The sequence below is a fragment of the Blautia sp. HCP3S3_C4 genome (assembly GCF_052064095.1).
GTDB lineage: Bacteria > Bacillota > Clostridia > Lachnospirales > Lachnospiraceae > Blautia_A.
Window position 1 is genome coordinate 77,579 of record NZ_JBQHWF010000010.1, and the last position, 21,362, is coordinate 98,940.

A 21,362-nucleotide genomic window follows, 5' to 3' on the forward strand; every position below is an offset into this window, starting at 1 on the left:
CAGATTGCTTCCCTGCTTTACAGCTTCCACAGTTTTTACTTCATCAGTTTCTGCAAAGTAACCACCAGCTCATCGATTGTCTCATCTTTCCCCTGTCGGATATCTCTTGCCACACAGGTACGGATATGCTGAGCCAGAAGCTCCTTGTTAAAGGCATTTACTGCAGCATTCACTGCGGCTGACTGGATCAGGATATCATTACAGTAGGCATCGTTCTCCAGCATCCGGATGATTCCGCGGATCTGTCCTTCCACACGTTTCAGACGATTGACCAGCTTCTTACGTTCTTCCTCTGAACGGGCAGTGTGTTTTTCGCAGCAGGGACAGACCTTCTTCATACCCTCCTCCTGTATTTCCATACTATCTATATTTCTGTTTTCCGATTTTTTCGCCATAAACCGCTCCTTCTTCCGGGCTTCATTTTCTCTTTTTTTGCATTAGTTAAGGGGTATCTGTATTTTTATCTTATACCCCTTACAGGTATTTTTATGATTTATAATATATACCCATTAGGGGTATTTGTCAATTATTTTTTGTCAAGCGGATATTCGCAATCCGCTTCGCTACGTAGCTCTACACCGAATAACTGCTCCGCAGTTTATCAGAAGGAGCTTGCACTCCTCCTGATACAAGCAAGTCCCCACCCACTGCTTATTGCTTTTCGCAACCCCCGCAGGGGACTTACTTGATTCGGTTAAAAAAAGCTTCTGCAAAATGCATCGCTGACACAATATATTCTGCAAAAGCTTTCATTTTTATACTCTATATACAGGCCTTCATTTTCCCATGTACTTTCTTTCTCACAAAGTAGAAGCAGCATACCTGCATCAGTATGGTAAGGATCCAGGATACAGGGTAGGAAATAAACAGCACGGACAGAGATCTGTGGGATGGAAAGATTCCAAAGATCCATACGATTCTGGTTCCCACAGTACCGATGATGGACAGGATCATAGGAACTCCGGAATGCCCCATTCCACGAAGTGCCCCAGGAAACAGGTCCATCAATCCGCAAAGAAAATAGGGAACTGTGGCAAAGGTCATAATCTCCATTCCTGCATGGATCACATCCGGCTCCCTGGTATAAATCTGCAGGATCTCAGGCCCAAAAAAGTAAGCGCAGCAGCCCAGAGTCAGAGAACATACCACAGACAAAATAATACAGTCCACAAGAACCCTGTCCATGCGCTTCCATTTCCGGACACCGTAATTCTGGCTGGTAAAGCTCATACATGCCTGGGTAATGGAATTTACAGAGACATACAGAAATCCAAATACATTATTGGCAGCTGTATATCCTGCCATAGCCACAGAGCCAAAGGAGTTGACAGAGGACTGAAGGAGCGCATTGGAAAAATTGATGACCGTGCTCTGGATTCCCGCAGGAACCCCTACCTGGAAAATCTGTTTCAGGTATTCTTTCTTTATGGAAAGCCTGGAAAAGCGCAGCTGATAGCTTCCCTCCGACATATAAAGACATCGCAAAACCAACACACAGGAAACAAACTGTGAGAATACTGTAGCAATGGCAACCCCGGCCACGTCCATATGGAAGTACACAACCAGGATCACATTCAGCACTGCATTGATCACACCGGAAACTATCAGAAAAAATAATGGCCTTCTGGTATCTCCCACAGCGCGGAGAATGGCTGCACCATAATTATAAAGCATAAAAAAGGGCATTCCCAGAAAATAAATCCGCATATACAGGGCAGACTGACTGATTACATCCTCAGGAGTTCCCATAAGCTCCAGGGAAAATCTGGCAAACATCAGTCCCAGGATTCCCATAAGAACCCCACTGATCAGAGCTACCGTAACAGAAGTGTGGACTGTCTCTGACATCTCCTTCGATTTTCCGGCAGCATAAAATCTGGCAGCAAGTACATTGGCTCCCAGGGAAATGCCAATAAATAAATTAGTAAAAATATTGATCAGTGCAGTAGTAGATCCTACAGCAGCCAGTGCCTGACTTCCACTGAACCTGCCCACTACCACAATATCCACAGCATTAAACAGAAGCTGCAGGATTCCGGACAGCATTAAAGGCAATGAAAAAGAGATCAGCTTGTCCATGATCGTTCCATTGCACATATCTATCTCATATTTATTATGTTTCACGTTTCTTTTATTCCTTTCTCAGTTACAGTAACCAGTTTATCCGTTGAAAAGCCCGGATTTCCGGACTATGCCGGAAATCCAGGCCATATTTATCTGTTTATTCCTCAACCAGAGTACCAAAATAATAAAATCCCTTACAGGTATCCAGTCGTACCTTTACATATTTTCCAAGAAGATCTCTGCAGCCTGGGAAATGCACCAGCAGATTATATTCTGTTCTGCCTGTATAGATTCCCTTTTCCTTACTCTCCTCTTCCACCAGGATCTCCTGCACAGTACCCTGGAAGCGGGAAGAAGCCTGACGCCCCTTTTCCTGTACCAGGGTAAGCAGACGGTCAAAACGATCCTTTACCACATCCTCAGGAATCTGGTTCTCCATTTTTGCAGCAGGAGTACCGCTTCTCTTGGAATAAATAAAAGTAAAGGCTGTATCAAAATCACATTTATCTACCACATCCAGTGTGTCCCGGAAGTCCTCTTCTGTCTCCCCGGGGAAGCCTACGATAATATCCGTAGTAAGGGAAATATCCGGGATGGCTGTACGGATCTTCTGCACCAGCTCCAGGTATTTCTCCTTGTCATAGCGCCGGTTCATGATCTTTAAGATACGGCTGCTTCCGGACTGCATAGGCAGATGAAGATGATGGCATACCTTTTTGCTTTTTGCCATAGTTTCAATCAGTTCATCTGACAGATCCTTGGGATGAGAGGTCATAAAACGGATTCTCTTTAACCCCTCAATTTCCTCTACCTGCTGCAGAAGCTGGGCAAAGGTAATAGGATTCTCCAATGTCTTGCCATAGGAGTTTACATTTTGTCCCAGGAGCATAACCTCTGTCACACCGTCTGCCACCAGCTCTCTGATCTCCTGAAGGATAGCTTCCGGTTCGCGGCTTTTCTCCCGTCCACGGACATAGGGAACGATACAATAGCTGCAGAAATTGTTACAGCCAAACATGATATTCACACCGGTTTTGAAAGAGTATTTACGGTCTGCCGGCATCCCCTCTACGATCTCGTCAGATTCTTTCCATACGTCAATGATCTGCCCCTCCGTATTTAAGCTTCTGTAAAAAAGCTCCGGGAATTTATGAAAATTATGAGTACCAAACACCAGATCAACAAAGGAATAATCCTTATGGATCTTCTCGATTACTTCCGGCTCCTGCATCATACAGCCAAACAGTACGATCTTCATTTCTTTTTTCTGTTTCTTAATGCTCTTCAAATGTCCCAGATGTCCGTAGATCTTCATATTGGCATTCTCACGGACAGTACAGGTATTATAGATCACCACATCCGCATCCTCTTCCCTGGAAACCTCTTCATAGCCCATTTTCTTCACAATACCGGCAACTGTCTCTGTCTGAAGGGAATTCATCTGACAGCCGGCATTCTGGATAAAAAAGGCAGGCTGATGATCATATCTCTCTGCGACCAGTGCCTTACATTTTTCAATATATTCTAACTGCACTTTACTTTCCTGTGTATTAATCACTGTATATTTCCTCGTCCTTTCACAAGTTCTGTTCTATATTTATTATAAATTTGTGCTTTTCTTATCATACAGAATTTAGAGACAGATGTCAAACAAAAAAGCATGAAAAAGGCAGGCCCGAAGGCCCGCCTTTTTCATTCTCACAGCCGCCTGACCCTGTCAGACGGTCCAATTGATTACATTTCTTTTTTACGTTTTCTCACCAGCACATAACCGCCTGCCAAGATAGATGCTGCTGCCAGTGCCATCATAGTACCAACCGGTGATTCATCTCCTGTAGATACTGCTGACTTGGAAGCAGATCCGCTTGTTCCATCTGCATAAGTGGTCGGTGTCAGATCTGATGTACCCTCTGTTGTTCCGTCTCCTCCATAAGTACCGTCTGAACCGGTAACACCAGGAGTTACAGATGTCTGAGCCAGAGGAGCTGCCTTAAACTGATATTTTACAGATTCGATAATACCGCTCTGTGCCTGCCATTCTGTTCCGCTGTATACCTCTTTCTGGAAGAATACATAAATATCATAGGTTGTCTCTGCATCCTTGTAAATACCCTTGGCAGCGCCGATCTTCCAGGTAGTATGCATATCCTTGGAAGATGGATTTGCTGACATGCTCCAGTACTGTGGTACCCATCTCACATCTCCCTCATGAGGATCTGCATTGTCTGTACCTGCACCGATTGCTCTGAAATCATAGAAAGTTCCAGGATAGAAGGTAAGTGCGTTTTCAAAGCCCTGAACCTTACTTTCTGTAACTGCCGGAGTCTTCGGTACCGGAGTAGGTGTCACAGGAGCCTCCGGGCGTTTCTGTGCACTGTTGTCAACCTTTACGGATTTATAGTTTTTAGAATCCTTTTCACTGATTACAGTTACATAAATATCTACATCATAATCCGGCAGATCTGTTACTGTAACAGTTGTACTCTTATCAGCCTTGATCTTCTGACCGCTTACAGTGATCTCCGGCGCTTTTTCACCCTTTTTCACCCAGTCTACCTGGTAAAGTCCGTTAATGTTGGTATGGAATTTAATCTCATAGCTGTTGTGGCTGGTCCATTTACCACTTTCGATTTTGATCGCAGCCTTTGCTTCCGGTTTCTCAGAAGGAGTGGGAGCTACCGTTACAGTGGGATCTACCAGTTTTCCGTCTTCCCCAATGGTAAAGGTCTGTCCTTCATAAGTAAGCTGAGGCAGAACTTCTGCCAGTGTTACATCTGTTACACCTTCTGCTAATCCTACTACTGATACACCGGCCTTTGCATCCTTTACCTGGACGCCGATGGTAGAACCGGTTGTTGCACCGGTCACATTGATCTTGCCTTCTCCTGCCAGAACCAGGTTGCTGACAGCATCATTCTGATCCTTATTTTCTGTTACAGATACAGTGCCCTTTACATTTACTGCACTTTCACTGTAGATACCACCGCCAAGTGCTGCGGTATTGCCTGTAACAGTTCCGCCCTGCAGATATACGTTGGCGCCGGAGACTGCATTAACAGCTCCACCCTGTGCCGCAGTGTTACCTGTAACAGTTCCTCCTAAAAGATAGAAAGCTGCACCGGAAGCCACGTTAACAGCTCCACCATTTACCTCTGTGGAAGTGTTAGCATTTCCGGAAAGTGTTACACCGTCAGAAATTCCAAAGGTGCCGCTCTGTACATCAACCATAGGTGCTGTCACAGCTGTTGTGCCATCCCCTGTACCGTCTACTGTAATGGAACCGGTTCCTATTGCATTTCCGTCTTTATCATTTACTGTACCGCCGGCAATCTGGAAAGTACCGCCGGATACTGAGAAAAGGCTTCCTGCAAAACCGGCAGCACGTTTGATCTTAATATCCTCTGCTGTTGCAACCAGCATAATATTTTTGTTAGCCGGAACATCAATTGTCTCTCCAAGCTCAATCTCGCTGCTGATCTTAATGTATGTAGGATCATTGGCTTCAGCTGTACTGTCAGGTACTGCTGCAAATGCTTCCTTCAGAGTTGCATAGGCAGTCTCGCCGATCACGATTGTTCCGCTTCCTGCTTCTTCTGCAGCCGGTACCTCAGTAGGGTCTGCTGACTGTGTTTCCGGAGTCTCTGCAGGAGTCTCCTCTGACGGTGTTTCATCAGGAGTCTCTGCAGGCTCTTCTGCCGGTGTTTCCGGAGTCTCTGCAGGAGTTTCAGAAGCTGCCGGATCCTCTGCCGGTGCATCTGTACCTTCCTCTGCTGCCAACTCTCCCTCTGCTTCTGCCTGTGCTGCTACTGTATCTGCTGCTGCAAATGCAGCAGAAGGAGCCATTCCCATAGATAATGCTCCAGCCATCAAAATGGCAAATAATTGTTTTCTCCTCATTTTATGTCCTCCATAAATAAGTCTTTTATTTCATTTTTGCAATTCAAAACTAATTTTGAGTATAGCACACCTTTTGCAAAAAATCAAACTTACGGACGAATTTGTCCGTTTCCATAGATAATATATTTGGTAGTGGTAAGTGCCAGTAATCCCATAGGTCCCCTTGCATGTAATTTCTGGGTACTGATACCGATCTCCGCGCCAAAGCCAAACTCAAACCCATCTGTAAATCTGGTGGAAGCATTCACATACACTGCCGCAGCATCCACCTGATCCAGGAATTTCTGGGCATGCTCATAATTATTGGTAATGATTGCCTCAGAATGTCCGGTATTATATTGATTAATATGGCTGATTGCTTCTTCTACAGAGGAAACTACCTTCAGGGAAAGAATATAATCCAAATACTCTCTGCCCCAGTCTTCCTCTGTTGCATGTACAGCTCCGGGGATCAGCTCACAGGCTGCTTCATCTGCCCGGATTTCCACCTGTTTCTCCTGCAGGCGTCTGGCCAGAACAGGCAGAAACTCATCCTTTACTTTCTCATGGACCAGTACAGACTCACAAGCATTGCACACACCGACCCGCTGAGTCTTGGCATTCATAATAATATCTGCTGCCATCTGCAGATCAGCAGTTTCGTCCACATAAATATGGCAGTTACCTGTACCGGTCTCGATCACAGGGATTGTACTATTCTCAACTACTGCTTTAATCAGTCCTCGGCCACCTCTGGGGATCAGCACATCCACATACTGATTCATTTTCATAAATTCTGCTGTGGTTTCTCTGGAAGTGTCTGTGATCAGCTGGATGGCATCCTCTGTGATCCCCTGCTCCCGTAATACCTCACGGATACATTTTACAATGGCCTCATTGGAATGAATGGCATCGCTTCCACCTTTTAAGATCACCACATTTCCGGTCTTAAAGCAAAGGGCAAAGGCATCTGCTGTTACATTTGGCCTGGCTTCATAAATAATTCCGATCACACCTAAGGGCACTCTTTTCTGCCCGATCATCAGACCATTGGGACGCTTCTTCATCCCCAGGACCTCACCTACAGGGTCCTCCAGCGCCGCCACCTGGCGAAGTCCCTCTGCCATCCCACGGATCCGGTCACCGGTAAGAAGCAGTCTGTCCACCAGAGCCTCCGGCATATTATTTTTTCTGCCGTTTTCCACATCCAGGGCATTGGCTGCTGTCAGAGTATCTGCATTCTCTGTCAGTGCCTCTGCAACCTTAAGAAGCACCTCATTTTTCTCATTTGCAGAAAGATTTCTCACAAGAACTTCCGCATTCCTGGCATTTTTTCCAAGAGTATTCAGCATTTCATTCATTTCTCAAACTCCTTTCGGTCACAAGATTTAAGTCTCAGACGTCAGGCAGCAGGTTTCCTCCTCTGTCACCAGGATCTGAGGACAGATATCTGTAGGTTCTGTGGGAACCTGATCAAACATCTGAAAGGAAAAGGCCACTGCCACTCTCTGGATATCCGGATGCTTCTCCAGATAACGGTCATAAAACCCTCCACCGTATCCTACCCGGTGATTCTCCCTGTCAAAAGCCACACCAGGCATGATCATAAGTGCTGTGGGCCATTCCACGATTTCCCCTGAAGCAGGCTCCGGGATCTGGAAATACCCAGGTTCAAGCTGGGAAAAATCAGTAAGCTTATAAAACACCATATCCTTTCCCACCACCTTAGGTACCGCAACCTCTTTGCCGGCCTTCCATGCCTCTTCAATAAGATACTCCGTGATCACCTCATGATTGTAATCTGCATATGCCAGGATCCTGTCTGCATGCTTAAAGGCAGGAAGAGCCACCACTCTCTGAGTGATCGCTTTGCTCATTTCCTCCACCCAGGCATCTGTACACTGTTTTCTGGCTGCAAAAACTTTTTTCCTAATTTCCTTTTTTGTGTCCATATTTCTCTCCAAGATTTACTACTGAGCCATCTGCTTCTTTGATATCAATATTATCCAGCTGAGTACGAAGATTCAGACGGACATAGGCAATATATTCCTTGCGCAGCAGTTCCCTCTCCTTTTTTTCTTCTTCCGTAAGTCCTACGCTTTTCGCCTTATGTGCCAGTGCATTGATCCGTTCAATCTTTTCTGCCTCCATAAATAAATTCCTCCTGTGTTTTTATAATAATTTATCAATAATATCGATAAGATAAAACTCTTCTCTGGACTGACCCACAAATAAGGTACCGTAGTCACGGCCCTCTGTGATCTTGTGGATAATATGGAAATCAGCTCCATTGGCAATGACCATATCCACTCCTGCAGCAGAGGCAATCCTGGCAGCCGTAAGCTTGGTAGCCATTCCTCCGGTTCCCACAGTGCTCTTGGATGTGGATTTTCCCATCTCCAGAAACTCCTCATCCAGATTCTCCACCAGATCAATAAATCTGGCATCCGGATTGATATTGGGATCATCCGTAAAAAGTCCGTCAATATCTGACAGCAGGATGAGCAGATCTGCCTGCACCAGTGCCGCAACCACTGCAGACAATGTATCATTATCTCCAAACTTCTCCAGAGACTGCAGCTCATAAGTGGAGATAGAGTCATTTTCATTTACAATGGGAATGACTCCCAGACTCAGAAGCTCATTAAAGGTATTCTGAGCATTTTTACGGTTCGCATTATTAACCATTGTATTTTTTGTCATCAAAATCTGAGCTGAGGGCTGGTTGTATTCCAGAAAAAGCTTCTGATAGATCATGATCAGACGGGCCTGTCCCACTGCAGCGCAGGCCTGCTTGGTCTTAAGCTCTGTAGGCTTTTCCTTCATTCCCAGAGCAGCTACTCCTGTAGCCACAGCTCCGGAAGAAACCAGGATCACATCTTTTCCCTGACTTCGCAGATCACTTAGTTCCCTGGCCAGAACCTCCAGCTTTCGCAGATTCAGTCTCCCTGTTTCCGAATGGGTCAGGGATGAGGAACCGATTTTAATTACTATTCTCTTTTTATCCTTTAATCTTTCCCGGTAATTCATTTTTCACTCCGTAATTTCAAGTCTTTTTATCGTGTAATGCCAAGCTCATCCAAAGCAGTTCTCTGTTTATTTTCCATAACAACAGCCTCCTCAGGTGTCATATGGTCATAGCCCAGCAGATGCAGCATACTGTGGGCTACCAGGAAACAGAATTCTCTGGTAACACTGTGTCCGTATTCCTCAGCCTGGGCGAAAACCTTATCTACAGAGATCATAATATCTCCCAGTAATAATTCATCTGTATCCAGGTCAAAATAGGATTGGTCCTCCTCCACAATGGCGTAATCTGCCGGTGTCTCAAATGGGATCATAGGAAAAGACAGAACATCTGTAGGTGCAGCAATTTCCCTGAATTCTGTATTCACTCTCTGGATCTCTTCATTATCTGTGAGAACCAGATTTACCTGTGCATCATAAGGACAGCCTTCCATATCCAGAACCTTCTGCACTACTTTTTTTGCCAGCTCCTCATACTCAATTCCGATTTCACGGTCTGTCTCATAATCTATCTGCAATGTCATCTCTCATATCCTCCTCTTCGTCCCCTGACAGGGCGCTCCGGCTTCTGCTTTTTTTCATAGGCATCATAGGCCTGGACAATCTGCTGCACCAGAGGATGGCGTACCACATCCTTGCTGGTCAGCTGGCAAAAGCCAATATCATCTATTTTCTTCAGCACCTTCATAGCCACATCCAGCCCGGAAACAGCATCCCGGGGCAGATCCTTCTGAGAAGCATCTCCGGTAACAATTACCTTGGAGCCAAATCCAATACGTGTCAGGAACATTTTCATCTGTGCAGGGGTGGTATTCTGGGCTTCATCCAGAATAATGAAAGCATTATCCAGAGTACGTCCTCTCATATAGGCAAGAGGAGCCACCTCGATCAGTCCCCTCTCCATATTTTTGGCAAAGCTGTCTGCTCCCATGATCTGATACAGCGCATCATAGAGAGGGCGCAGATAGGGATCTACCTTACTCTGGAGATCACCGGGCAGAAAGCCAAGCTTTTCTCCTGCTTCAATGGCAGGGCGTGTCAGGATGATCCTGCTTACCTCTTCATTTCGAAAAGCAGTCACTGCCATGGCCATAGCCAGGTAAGTTTTACCTGTACCTGCAGGCCCCACTCCGAAAACAATCATTTTTTTGCGAATCTGGTCTACATATTCCTTCTGTCCCAGAGTCTTGGGCTTTATTGGCCTGCCCTGAATGGTATTGCAGATAAAATCCTTATCTATTTCTGTAAGTACCTCATTCCTCTGCTCCATGGCAAGAGAAAGAGCATAGTTTACATTCTGTCTGGTAATCGTATTGCCTCTTTTTGCCAGAACCACCAACTCATCGATCAGTTTTTTCGCAGAGGCTGCATTCTGTTCACTTCCTAATATTTTCAAAACTCCGTCTCTGGAGATCACAGTTACATTTAAGGTCCGCTCGATCAGCTTCAGATGCTCATCAAACTGTCCGAACACATTTGATTCCTGATCAGCCGGTACTTCTGTATGCAATTCAATAATACTGCCTGCCATTTAAAATAATTCCTTTCTGTAGTTACTGTGTTTTATTGTATCACCCTTTTGTATTTTTTGAAATAAAAAATTTAAGGTTTTTCCCAGGGCACTTCTTTTCCTGTCTTTTCAACTATTTCCAGAACACCGGAGCTTATACAGGCAGAGTCTGTGACCCTTATGGCAACACGATTGTCTGTAATCTCTTTTCCCTCTTCCAGAAGTTTTTTCATATATGTGTGCAGGCAAAGCTCTGCCTGGGTCCTGGCTTCTGCAGGTGTATAAATTTCCGTAATCTGTCTGTATTTTTGAAACTCCACTTTTCCCACAGACAGAGGCAGGCTGAAATTCTCATTAAGATATAAGGGATATTCTGCGGAAGATATCTTCCAGTTACCCTTTGGAATATGAAAAAGTTCCAGGTACCAGGCTCCTGCCTTCAGATAAAAGCCCGTTTCAGTTTTACCGGTCATCTCTCTTTCTCTGTGCTTAAGAGGAAACTCCCTGTGATAAACTACAGGATGAGAAATGTAGATATCCGCATCTGCATGGACATATTCTCTGCGCTGGATCTCCTGGTTATCATTCATAATATGTAATTCACCGGAAACAAGAATATCTCCGGCATCACAGGTGTCTCCCACTTTTTTTACAGGAATTCCTGCACGGGCAATGATCCGGACAATTTTCCCCTTTTGATTCGCCACCAGATCGCAGGGCATACTATTTTTTTCTGTTTCCTGCAGTTCCTCCTTCTCTTTTATATCCAGTATCAGCTTACAGCCTGTGATCCTGGCAGATACCCAGGTAATATCCGGAAAATCTTTTCGCACAGAGGCAGCAAGCTGTGTACAGTTTACTTTCTTTTTGGACATCCCATGGACGATTTCTTCCTTTTCCAGATATTTCAGTATTTCCGGAGTACTGTTTTTTATATTTCCACTGATCTGAATATTCCATATTCTGCCGGACAGAAAGATCACAAGAATGCTACCCAGAAGAAGCCCTGCTGCAAAGGCCTTTTTCTTCCTGCACCGGATCATCCGGACCGGAAGCCCTCCCTTTTTCAGTATTTTAATATGAACTCCTGTTTTATTTCTGACAGGCCTTAATTTAAAATAATCTCTCACAGAAACACAGGCCTGTATCCTGCCTTCACCTTTATAAGAGATCTTTTCCATAAAAATCCCACGGTTCCTGCACAGATTAAGAAATCGTCCTAATTGCTCTCCCTCTATGCAAAGGATCACATATCCATATAGAAATCTTAATAATTTTCCCATATCCGGTAGTCATTTCTGCTGCAAAAGAATACTGGAGATCGCCCCGGTAATCTTCATTTCCAGAGAGGTATACCAGACAATTTCCAGATTTCTGCCACGCAGAAGGACCTTTCCCCGAAGAGACTGGAGCAGAATTTCAGAATCTGTATACTGCAGAATACCTTTATAATTTTCTATCACTGCTTCCCCGCTTCCTGTGAGGGAAATCTTAGTTTCCCCACCGTCCAGATCCGGCGCCAGCTCCAGTGCAGTGACCACCTGCTTCTTCCACAGTCTGTTTTTTTCCATAAAAAATCCCTCCGGCTTTTACTGTCAGTTTATGCCGGAGAGATTTATGGTATGCAAAAGCCCAGGAAAATACAGGGAAACCTTCACTTTCATCGGATCAGGATCATGGAAAACCAGAGGATGGTATTTCCGCCCAGGTTATATTCCATGGACTGCTCTTCCACAATTTCATTTACCACTACGCCGTGGCTTTCCAGACAGGGATGCATTCTGTCTGGATGTCTGCAGGGCTTTCCTTCTGTATATGCACATTTCTCACAGATATCACAGGACTCTGTGGAAAGGATAAAGGTTTCATAGCCTTCCTCTTTCAGATATCTTCCCACCTCAGTGGTCAGGTCCTCATGAGCCCGCCTGGTAGAGAGCATTTCTTCCATATTCAGGATATCTGACACCTCTGCCACACTGGAAAAAAATACAGCCTGGGGGTATTTTTTGATTCTTTTCTCACACTCCTCCAGAGTGCCCACAGCCGGGGGACAGGCCCAGGTAGAGCCATAACGGGTACACTCCTGCCTGCAGATCGTCCTGACCCGCTCTTCTATCCTTATATTCTGAGTGTCCAGCAACCGATATTCATAAATGGGATACTGTGAAATAAATTCTTCAAATTTCTGTCTGTCCATAACCTGCTCCTTGTACTATTTGTGATATGGCTCATGATTTATGATCCTGTAGCTTCGATAAATCTGCTCAAGAAGGATCATCTGCATCAGCTGATGGGGAAAGGTCATTTTCGAAAAGCTCAGCTTATAATCTGCCCGTTTCAGCACCTTATCACTTAGCCCCAGGGAGCCCCCGATCACAAAGGCAATGGAGCTGACACCTGAAACGCCAAGACGTTCTATCTTTTGGGACAGCTCCACAGAATCTGCCATTTGTCCGTCAATAGCAAGAGCGATCACATAATCCTGCTCCCGGATATGTTTCAGAAGCCGTTCCCCCTCTGTATCCTTAATCTGCTGATTCAAAGTCTCAGAGGCTTTGTCCGGTGTCTTTTCATCCGGCACCTGACAGAAGGTCAGCTTGCAATATCTGCTAAGGCGCTTGGCATATTCTGCAATTCCTGCACTTAAATATTTTTCTTTAATTTTTCCAACTGATACAATACGGATTTCCATTCTCTTCTTTCCTGTCTTTAATATTGTAAATAGTATTCCCTGGAAGTAAGCTTGCTGGTTTTTCCGTTGGCTGCCACAAGGATCACATTAAATATATGGTATCCCACAGGCATGGATATGGGCTGTTCATATTCTGTACTGTTCACATCCGGTTCTCTGTCAAAGGCATAATAAGCCTTACATCCATCCGGCACACTGACCTTGATGGTTGTCTCTTTGCTGAAATCCCCTGACTTTGGATAAACAACAGGGGCTGCCGGAGTTTTCAGCACAATAATATATTTTCCGGAAGCCACTTCGCTTATAATGTTTTTGGCATTCACACCGATTGCCTTTATACAGGTAGTTCCCTCATTTAATTCAACGGGTTCCGTATACACAGAACTTTCCAAAGTAGGATCTGTACCGTCCAGAGTATAATAAATCCTCTGGTAATCTCCAGAAAGCTCCAGTTTCTGAAGTGAAGTATAGGTTCCCGGAGCAATGCTGAAAGCCGGGGGACTGCACATATATTCCCCACAGGCCTCCTGGGCTTTTTTGCTGCTGTTCTGCAGAATATCCCGTACCTCTGCACTCTGTCCATTTTTTGCAAGCAAAGACACCAGCTCCTCATAAACACCTACACCTGCATCTGCATTTTTTACCAGTGGCTTCAGAATCAGGATTCCTTCCTTCAGTTTTCCCTGCTTCTCCAGACATTTTGCCAGAAGAATATTTGCAGACTCATTATTGGGCTTTTTTTCCAGGGCTGCTTCTATAGATCTGGCCGCTGCCCCATAATGTTCCTGTTCAAACTGCTGGCTGGCATGACTGTATAATGCCGAAAAAGTATGTAACTGCCGGTAACAGAACGCTCCCAGAAGGACTGCAGCTGCCAGACAGACAACAATAGTCCTCTTCCGGTTATAAATAAACTTTCCTGCAGACAGTCCTTCCCTGTCACTTTCTTCACCTGAGTCCTGCTGTTCCTTTTTTCTGAGCTGTGTTTCCACAGAATCAAATTCCCTGACCCAGGGAATTTCTGAAAGGCAATGAGGACAATACAGGGAACCTTTTTCCACTTCTTTGTGGCAACTGGGACATTTCATAGACACCCTCACTGTTTCTTAAACCTATTATCCATGTTACTGCGCACAAAGCAGGCAGTAACCCCTTAATTGTTCTCTATATAATTTTCAAACTGTTCCATAGACATAAGCACTTTTCTGGGCTTGGTTCCCTCCTCAGGTCCTACTACTCCTGCATCACAGAGCTGATCCATGATCCTGGCTGCTCTGTTAAATCCTATCTTAAACATTCGCTGAAGCATGCCTATGGAAGCTTTCTCCTTCTCAATAATAAACTTTCCGGCTTCCTCAAAGTGTACATCCCTGTCTTCACCGGCTCCGCCGACTGCTGCCCCAGGAGAATTCACCTGCTGCTCAATCTGCTGGTCATACTGTACTCCAGGATTTTTATCTGCCAGGAACTCAACCACCTGGCTGACCTCCTCATCCGATACAAAAGCTCCCTGTAATCTGGCAGGCTTCTGATATCCCTGAGGATAAAAAAGCATATCTCCCTTACCCAGAAGCTTCTCTGCCCCATTCATATCCAGAATGGTGCGGGAATCCACTCCCGATGATACAGAAAAAGCAATTCTGGAAGGCATATTCGCCTTGATCAGACCTGTAATAACATTTACGGAAGGTCTCTGGGTAGCAATGATCAGATGGATGCCTGCCGCACGGGCCAGCTGGGCCAGACGGCAGATGGCATCCTCCACTTCACCGGGTGCTACCATCATAAGATCTGCCAGCTCGTCTACAATGATTACGATCTGAGGCATTTTATCCGGTCGGGACTGCTCTTCTGTGAAATGCATGGTTTCAATCTTACGATTATATTCGGAAAGATTACGGACTCCGTACTCCGCAAAGGTATTATATCGGTTTGTCATTTCTGTAACAGCCCAGTTCAACGCTCCTGCCGCTTTCTTCGGATCTGTGACTACCGGAATAAACAGATGAGGAATTCCATTATATACACTAAGCTCTACCACCTTGGGGTCGATCATGATCAGCTTCACTTCTTCAGGCTTCGCCTTGTACAAAATGCTGACGATCAAAGTATTAATACATACGGATTTACCGGAGCCTGTGGCACCGGCGATGAGAAGATGAGGCATTTTTGCAATATCTGTTACAACTGTTTTGCCTGCAATATCCTTACCTACAGCAAAAGAAAGTCTGGATTTTGCTTTCTGAAATTCCTCTGACTGAAGGAGATCGCGGAGCATGACCGTACTGTTTTCCTTATTGGGCACCTCAATTCCCACAGCTGCTTTGCCGGGAATAGGCGCCTCGATACGGATGTCAGGGGTAGCCAGATTCAGCTTGATATCATCTGCCAGACCTACGATCTTGCTGACCTTAACCCCCATTTCCGGCTGAAGCTCATACCTGGTTACAGTAGGACCACAGCTTACATTTGTCACTGTCACATTTACTCCGAAATTGTGAAGAACCTCCTGCAGCTTCTGGGCAGTTTTACGCAAATGGGCATCCGTATCTCCCTGGGATTTTCCGCTGCCTCTTTTCAGCAGGTTAAGAGGTGGAAATCTGTATTCTTTTTTCTCAGCGGCTTCCTTCTGGCTGATCTCGTGCTGTATACTTACAATGCCGTTCTGAATCTCTGCTTCAGAAGATTTCGGATTCTTCGAAGGCTGCCGCTGAGCCTTCTCCGGCTGAAAAGGGGGCACTTCTTCCTCTTCTGCATCACTTTCTGTATCGTCTTCTGTATTTTCTTCTATATTTTCTTTATCATCTGCCGGAACATCTGTCAGTTCATCCGCTCTCTGAATCTGGAAATCCATAGCAGGAGAGAATTCTTCATTCTCCTCCGGCTGAACTTCATCCATTTCTTCCGACACATCTGAAAGATTATCTGGCTCATCTGCAATCGCAGAAACCGCAGCTTTCTTTGATGGCTTCCCTGACTTCTTCTTATTTTTCTGAGATTTCGGCTCTGTCAGTCTGGTACCTTCCAGAAATCCGGCTTTTTTCATATTCTTTGCTTCTTTTGGGTCTAGCAAGAAGTCCTCCTCATTGTCAAGAAAGTCCTCCTCTTCCTCTCCTTCAGCTGCAATCTCCTCTTCCAGCCTCCGGATTTTTTCCTCTCTGCGTTCCTCACGAAGCTGTTTTCTCTGTTGCGCACGAACCTGACGGCGAATCTGTCTCTCCGGTTGTCCCTCCATATACTGGGCACGACCGTTCTTAATCAGATCAAGAATCCGGATCACCAGCATGGTGACAAAGTCAAGAAGGGATCTCTGAGTAATGATGATCAGGCATACAATATACACCAGAATAATGATTACTATCCCTCCTGCTGTACCAAAGGCAGATGTAATTGAAATACAGAGTGCTCCGCCAATCAATCCTCCACCGGTTTTATAATCAGCACTTAAATTAAAATAATCCATTAAAGTAGTGCCTGACATGTATCCGTCCGTGAGAAGCTGTGCTGTTGCACACATAAAAAGAAACATCACAAAAACTGCTGCCATTTTTTTGTATGCCAGACGGTTAGTTTTATTGATCAGAATAAAGGCTGCCCCTACAAAGAAAATGACAGGAAAAAGATATGCCATCATTCCCATCAGTCCAAAGCAGAAATGACTGATGGCATCCCCTACAAAGCCTCCCATTCCGAAATTGCTGACCAGAAGGATCACACAGGCTGCCAGGATCACAAATAAAATAATCTCTGTCTGAAACCCTGCTGTCTCCTGCCTGGATGCAGCTCCTCTGCTGTTTTTCCCCTTTTTTACTGTACGTTTCCTGTTAGATGCTGCCATTTCCAGGCTCCCCTCCTAATTATGTTACTGTTTTTTGTTACTGTCTTCGCCCACTGATTATCACTTTTTGTAAATCGAACACAGAGCTCACCTGATCCGGTCAAAAGGCATAATTACACAGCAAAACGATCACACCAATGGCAAACGAATAAACTGCAAAATACCGAAACTTTGTTTTCTGCACAAGCTGAACCATAAAACGGATCACCAGACATCCTGCCACCCCCGCCAGGAGCATTGCAAAAATGCTGGCAAAAATCATTCCAACTGTCATACTGGGCGCACCAAAATATCCTATTTCCGTAAAGAACGCCCCGATCACAGCCGGTAAACTCATAAAAATCGAAAAAAGCAGGGCAAATTTACGGCTGTATCCGCACAGCAGAGCTGCACATACAGTCAGCCCCAGCCTGGAAATCCCCGGAAATACAGAAAGCCCCTGACAAATTCCAATCCACATGGCACTGTCCCAGGACGCTTCACGGGGGCCCTTCTCGCCGCCGGAATTATTCAGATCTGTCACCAGAAGGATAATTCCTGAGATCAGAAAACCAATTCCCTGACAGATAGGAGAGGCTCCCGCCACAACTGCCAGTCTTCTGGAGCTGATACCCAGTAATGCGGTAGGAATCATAGATACAAGCAAAAGTGCCGCGAACTTACGATAGGATCCTGTTACGATCCTGGCATATTTTAAGTTGTTTCCTGTCCGCCTGTTATGAATGTACAGATTTAGATTACCAATGGCATCCATAAGCATTCCCACAGCTTCAAAAAGCAGTCTCTTTAATTCATTCCTATAGAGAAAAATAATGGCTGCAGCTGTACCCAGATGCAGCATGGACTCAATGAGAAGGCCTGTATCCTGTTCCATTCCCAGAAAATGCTCCATCACTCCAAGATGTCCCAGACTGCTCACCGGCAAAAATTCTGTGACCGCCTGGATTACAGCCATTAAAATCAAATATAAAACGATCATAAATGTATTTCCTTTTCCTATATTCGAAATCCGTTGATATCATATTATAGCACACCTATATTCAATTGACAACTGCCTCTAAAATACAGCAAAAACTCCTGTCCGCATTTCTATGCAGACAGGAGCCTGAATATGTATCAGTCCAGTTCAAAGAACCGGGTTTTATTTATTTTTCAGATATTCATCGATACCTTTGGCACCTGCTTTACCAGCACCCATGGCAAGGATAACAGTAGCTGCACCTGTAACAGCATCACCACCGGCATATACACCGTCTTTGGATGTCTTACCTGTTTCTTCTTCAGCAACGATACATCTTCTCTTATTCACTTCAAGACCCTTTGTTGTAGAAGAGATCAGTGGGTTCGGGGAAGTACCAAGAGACATGATCACTGTATCTACATCCATATCATACTCAGATCCTGGGATTTCAACCGGACGACGTCTTCCGGAAGCATCCGGCTCACCAAGTTCCATCTTGACAACCTTCATACCTTTTACATGGCCATTCTCATCAACAAGAATTTCCTTCGGGTTTGTAAGAAGATCGAAGATGATTCCCTCTTCCTTAGCGTGATGAACTTCCTCTGCTCGTGCAGGAAGCTCTGCTTCACTTCTTCTGTATACAATATGTACCTCAGCACCAAGTCTCAGAGCAGTTCTTGCAGCATCCATAGCAACGTTACCGCCGCCTACAACTGCTACTTTCTTGCCAGCTGCGATCGGTGTGTCATAAGACTCATCAAAGGCTTTCATCAGGTTGCTTCTTGTAAGATATTCGTTGGCAGAGAATACACCGCTTGCATTCTCACCCGGGATACCCATGAACATTGGAAGTCCGGCACCTGATCCGATGAACACAGCTTCAAATCCTTCGTCCTCGATCAGCTGATCGATAGTTGTAGATTTACCGATTACTACGTTAGTTTCGAATTTAACACCTAATTCTTTAACTTTTTCGATTTCTTTCTTAACAACCTTCTGTTTCGGAAGACGGAACTCCGGAATACCGTAAACAAGAACGCCGCCAAGTTCATGAAGAGCTTCGAATACAGTTACATCATAACCTGCTTTTGCAAGGTCACCTGCACAGGTAAGTCCGGAAGGACCGGAACCGATTACTGCAACCTTATGTCCGTTCTTAACCTCTGCTCCTGCAGGTTTGATATCATGCTCCAGAGCATAGTCAGCAACAAATCTCTCCAGTTTACCGATAGAAACGGCTTCCCCTTTGATTCCACGGATACATTTACCTTCGCACTGGGATTCCTGAGGACATACACGTCCGCAGATAGCCGGAAGTGCAGAAGATAATCCGATTACTTTGTATGCTTCTTCAATCTTACCTTCTTTGATCTGTTCAATAAATCCAGGAATGTTGATGGATACCGGGCAGCCTTCTACACATTTGGGTTTCTTGCAGCCTAAGCATCTCTGTGCCTCTTCCATTGCTTCTTCCTGATTATATCCAAGACAAACTTCTTCAAAGTTTGTTGCACGTACCTTCGGATCCTGTTCTCTTACAGGAACTTTTTTTAACATCTTTGCATCTGCCATTACTCGTCACCTCCACAATGTCCGCATCCGCCGTGATGGGTATCGCCTTCCTGAAGCTTCAGTAATGCACGACCCTCTTCTGTCTTATACATCTGACTTCTCTTCATAGCCTGATCGAAATCAACCAGATGTCCGTCGAATTCCGGTCCGTCTACACATGCAAATTTAATCTCATCACCAACCTGGAGACGACATGCTCCGCACATACCTGTTCCGTCAACCATGATCGGGTTCATGCTGACAATTGTATGAATGCCAAGCTTTTTGGTAAGAAGACAGACAAATTTCATCATGATCATCGGTCCGATGGCTACACAGACATCATAATGTTTGCCTTCATTTGTTACCAGATCCTCAAGAGTCTTGGTAACCATACCGGAACGTCCATAGGAACCATCATCTGTTGTAACATACAGATTGGAAACTTCGCCAAGTTCCTTCTCAAGGATAACCATATCCTTTGTCTTGGAACCAAGGATAACATCTGCTGTGATGCCATGCTCATGGAGCCATTTAACCTGTGGATAAACAGGTGCTGTACCAACACCGCCGGCAACAAATACCATTTTCTTTTTCTTTAATTCTTCAATATCTTTGTGAACAAATTCAGATGGACATCCAAGAGGACCTACGAAATCGCGGAAAGAATCTCCGGCTTTTAATTCTGCCATCTTGATCGTGGATACACCGATCTCCTGGAATACAATGGTAATTGTACCCTCTTCACGGTCGTAGTCACAGATAGTAAGAGGAATTCTCTCACCCTTCTCATCTAACTTAACGATAATAAATTGTCCTGGCTGGCAATGGCTTGCAACACGCGGTGCATGTACAACCATTAAATGAATTTTAGCGGCCAGTGTCTCAGCTTTTAAAATCTTATACATGGTTTTCCTCCTCGCAAATAATAAGCCTTCAATTATAATACGTCAAAAAAAGTCAGATGGCAAGTATTCTTTTCCAACAATATAAGATTTTTTCAGTTTTTGACTTCATTCCTTCTTCTGCATTTCAATCAATTCATATAACTTTCCCAGCGCTTCCCGGATACCACCCACCTCATCGATCAATCCCTCTTTCACTGCCTCAGGACCTTCCAGCATGGTTCCCACATCTTTTACCAACTGGGAGGTATCCAGCATCAGCTCCTCCAGTCTCTTCTGTGTCATATGGGAATGGCCGGAAATAAAGGTGGTGATCCGGTCCTGGATTTTTTCCATATTCCGGTATGTCTGCGCCACTCCGATAAACATACCATTGGAACGGACCGGATGGATCACCATAGTGGCACTTGGTACTACAAAGGAATAATCTGCAGAGACAGCCATAGGCACTCCGATAGAATGTCCCCCGCCAAGAACCAATGATACGGTAGGAATACTTAAGGATGCGATCATTTCTGCAATGGCAAGCCCTGCTTCCACATCTCCTCCTACTGTATTAAGCAAGATCAGTAATCCTTCTATTTCTTCATCATCCTCAATAATCGCAAGTTTTGGAAGTATATGCTCATATTTCGTGGTTTTGGAATGAGAGGGTGCAGACTCATGGCCTTCCACTTCTCCGATGATAGTCAGAAGTTCAACCTTATGATTGCGGGAATTTCCGTTCAAAACCGCCTGTCCCATTTCCTTGATCTGCTGGTTTTTACTTTCCTGGGCATTGTTTTCCTGTTCCTGGTTTTCCGGTTTTCTGTTTTCTTCCTCTCCGGCGTTTTGATTTTCCTCTTTAACTTCATATTTATTTTCAGACATAAAAATACCTCCAGTTTTCTTTCTGGAGGTATTTTTGCCTTTTTTATACTAAACTATACACCATT

Annotated in this window: 20 protein-coding genes; all 20 read right to left on the reverse strand. The window is 44.8% G+C overall.

From position 1 onward, the window contains the following. Window positions 1–35: 35 nt before the first annotated feature. Window positions 36–395, reverse strand: coding sequence for a metal-sensing transcriptional repressor (locus ACTNC6_RS10440; RefSeq protein ID WP_441034754.1), 360 nt, complete (start codon window positions 393–395; stop codon window positions 36–38). 367 nt (window positions 396–762) lie between these two features. Further along, window positions 763–2,097, reverse strand: coding sequence for an MATE family efflux transporter (locus ACTNC6_RS10445; RefSeq protein ID WP_441044062.1), 1,335 nt, complete (start codon window positions 2,095–2,097; stop codon window positions 763–765). Window positions 2,098–2,221: 124 nt separating this feature from the next. Beyond that, complete coding sequence (gene miaB, locus ACTNC6_RS10450) at window positions 2,222–3,622, reverse strand: tRNA (N6-isopentenyl adenosine(37)-C2)-methylthiotransferase MiaB (RefSeq protein ID WP_441044030.1); 1,401 nt, start codon at window positions 3,620–3,622, stop codon at window positions 2,222–2,224. A 176-nt stretch (window positions 3,623–3,798) separates the two neighbouring features. Next, on the reverse strand, window positions 3,799–5,961 hold the full coding sequence (locus tag ACTNC6_RS10455) for an LPXTG cell wall anchor domain-containing protein (RefSeq protein ID WP_441034758.1): 2,163 nt from the start codon (window positions 5,959–5,961) through the stop codon (window positions 3,799–3,801). An 89-nt stretch (window positions 5,962–6,050) separates the two neighbouring features. Then, window positions 6,051–7,301 carry a glutamate-5-semialdehyde dehydrogenase gene (locus ACTNC6_RS10460; protein WP_433844378.1) on the reverse strand — a complete coding sequence of 417 codons (1,251 nt, stop codon included), beginning with the start codon at window positions 7,299–7,301 and terminating at the stop codon, window positions 6,051–6,053. A 27-nt stretch (window positions 7,302–7,328) separates the two neighbouring features. Then, window positions 7,329–7,892, reverse strand: coding sequence for a 5-formyltetrahydrofolate cyclo-ligase (locus tag ACTNC6_RS10465; RefSeq protein ID WP_441044031.1), 564 nt, complete (start codon window positions 7,890–7,892; stop codon window positions 7,329–7,331). After that, window positions 7,870–8,091: a DUF896 domain-containing protein gene (locus ACTNC6_RS10470; protein WP_173742861.1), complete on the reverse strand. Its 222-nt coding sequence runs from the start codon at window positions 8,089–8,091 to the stop codon at window positions 7,870–7,872. The genes ACTNC6_RS10465 and ACTNC6_RS10470 overlap by 23 nt, the downstream gene beginning before the upstream one ends. A 21-nt stretch (window positions 8,092–8,112) precedes the next feature. Continuing rightward, a complete protein-coding gene (proB, locus tag ACTNC6_RS10475; RefSeq protein WP_441034763.1) occupies window positions 8,113–8,970 on the reverse strand; it encodes a glutamate 5-kinase in 858 nt (285 codons plus the stop codon). Window positions 8,971–8,996: 26 nt separating this feature from the next. After that, a complete protein-coding gene (ybeY, locus tag ACTNC6_RS10480; RefSeq protein ID WP_303242762.1) occupies window positions 8,997–9,491 on the reverse strand; it encodes an rRNA maturation RNase YbeY in 495 nt (164 codons plus the stop codon). Continuing rightward, window positions 9,488–10,498, reverse strand: coding sequence for a PhoH family protein (locus ACTNC6_RS10485; protein ID WP_173742858.1), 1,011 nt, complete (start codon window positions 10,496–10,498; stop codon window positions 9,488–9,490). The genes ybeY and ACTNC6_RS10485 overlap by 4 nt, the downstream gene beginning before the upstream one ends. A 71-nt stretch (window positions 10,499–10,569) precedes the next feature. Further along, window positions 10,570–11,760 carry a sporulation protein YqfD gene (locus ACTNC6_RS10490; protein WP_441044032.1) on the reverse strand — a complete coding sequence of 397 codons (1,191 nt, stop codon included), beginning with the start codon at window positions 11,758–11,760 and terminating at the stop codon, window positions 10,570–10,572. 9 nt (window positions 11,761–11,769) lie between these two features. Continuing rightward, entirely contained in the window at window positions 11,770–12,048 is a 279-nt protein-coding gene (locus ACTNC6_RS10495; protein WP_173742856.1) for a YabP/YqfC family sporulation protein, read from the reverse strand. Window positions 12,049–12,137: 89 nt separating this feature from the next. Then, window positions 12,138–12,674 (reverse strand): DUF2284 domain-containing protein, encoded by a 537-nt coding sequence (locus tag ACTNC6_RS10500; protein ID WP_173742855.1) that lies wholly within the window; start codon window positions 12,672–12,674, stop codon window positions 12,138–12,140. A gap of 15 nt (window positions 12,675–12,689) precedes the next feature. Next, window positions 12,690–13,169, reverse strand: a complete 480-nt coding sequence (rlmH, locus tag ACTNC6_RS10505) for a 23S rRNA (pseudouridine(1915)-N(3))-methyltransferase RlmH (protein WP_173742854.1) — start codon at window positions 13,167–13,169, stop codon at window positions 12,690–12,692. Window positions 13,170–13,186: 17 nt separating this feature from the next. Continuing rightward, window positions 13,187–14,257: a chitobiase/beta-hexosaminidase C-terminal domain-containing protein gene (locus ACTNC6_RS10510; protein ID WP_441044033.1), complete on the reverse strand. Its 1,071-nt coding sequence runs from the start codon at window positions 14,255–14,257 to the stop codon at window positions 13,187–13,189. A gap of 65 nt (window positions 14,258–14,322) precedes the next feature. After that, window positions 14,323–17,007: a DNA translocase FtsK 4TM domain-containing protein gene (locus tag ACTNC6_RS10515; protein ID WP_441044034.1), complete on the reverse strand. Its 2,685-nt coding sequence runs from the start codon at window positions 17,005–17,007 to the stop codon at window positions 14,323–14,325. A 100-nt stretch (window positions 17,008–17,107) separates the two neighbouring features. Next, window positions 17,108–17,986 carry an undecaprenyl-diphosphate phosphatase gene (locus ACTNC6_RS10520; protein ID WP_441044035.1) on the reverse strand — a complete coding sequence of 293 codons (879 nt, stop codon included), beginning with the start codon at window positions 17,984–17,986 and terminating at the stop codon, window positions 17,108–17,110. Between the two features lie 162 nt (window positions 17,987–18,148). Further along, complete coding sequence (gltA, locus tag ACTNC6_RS10525; protein ID WP_441044036.1) at window positions 18,149–19,543, reverse strand: NADPH-dependent glutamate synthase; 1,395 nt, start codon at window positions 19,541–19,543, stop codon at window positions 18,149–18,151. Next, entirely contained in the window at window positions 19,543–20,430 is an 888-nt protein-coding gene (locus ACTNC6_RS10530; protein ID WP_441044037.1) for a sulfide/dihydroorotate dehydrogenase-like FAD/NAD-binding protein, read from the reverse strand. The genes gltA and ACTNC6_RS10530 overlap by 1 nt, the downstream gene beginning before the upstream one ends. 105 nt (window positions 20,431–20,535) lie before the next feature. Then, window positions 20,536–21,297, reverse strand: a complete 762-nt coding sequence (locus ACTNC6_RS10535) for a ClpP family protease (protein WP_019161628.1) — start codon at window positions 21,295–21,297, stop codon at window positions 20,536–20,538. Window positions 21,298–21,362: the final 65 nt, after the last annotated feature.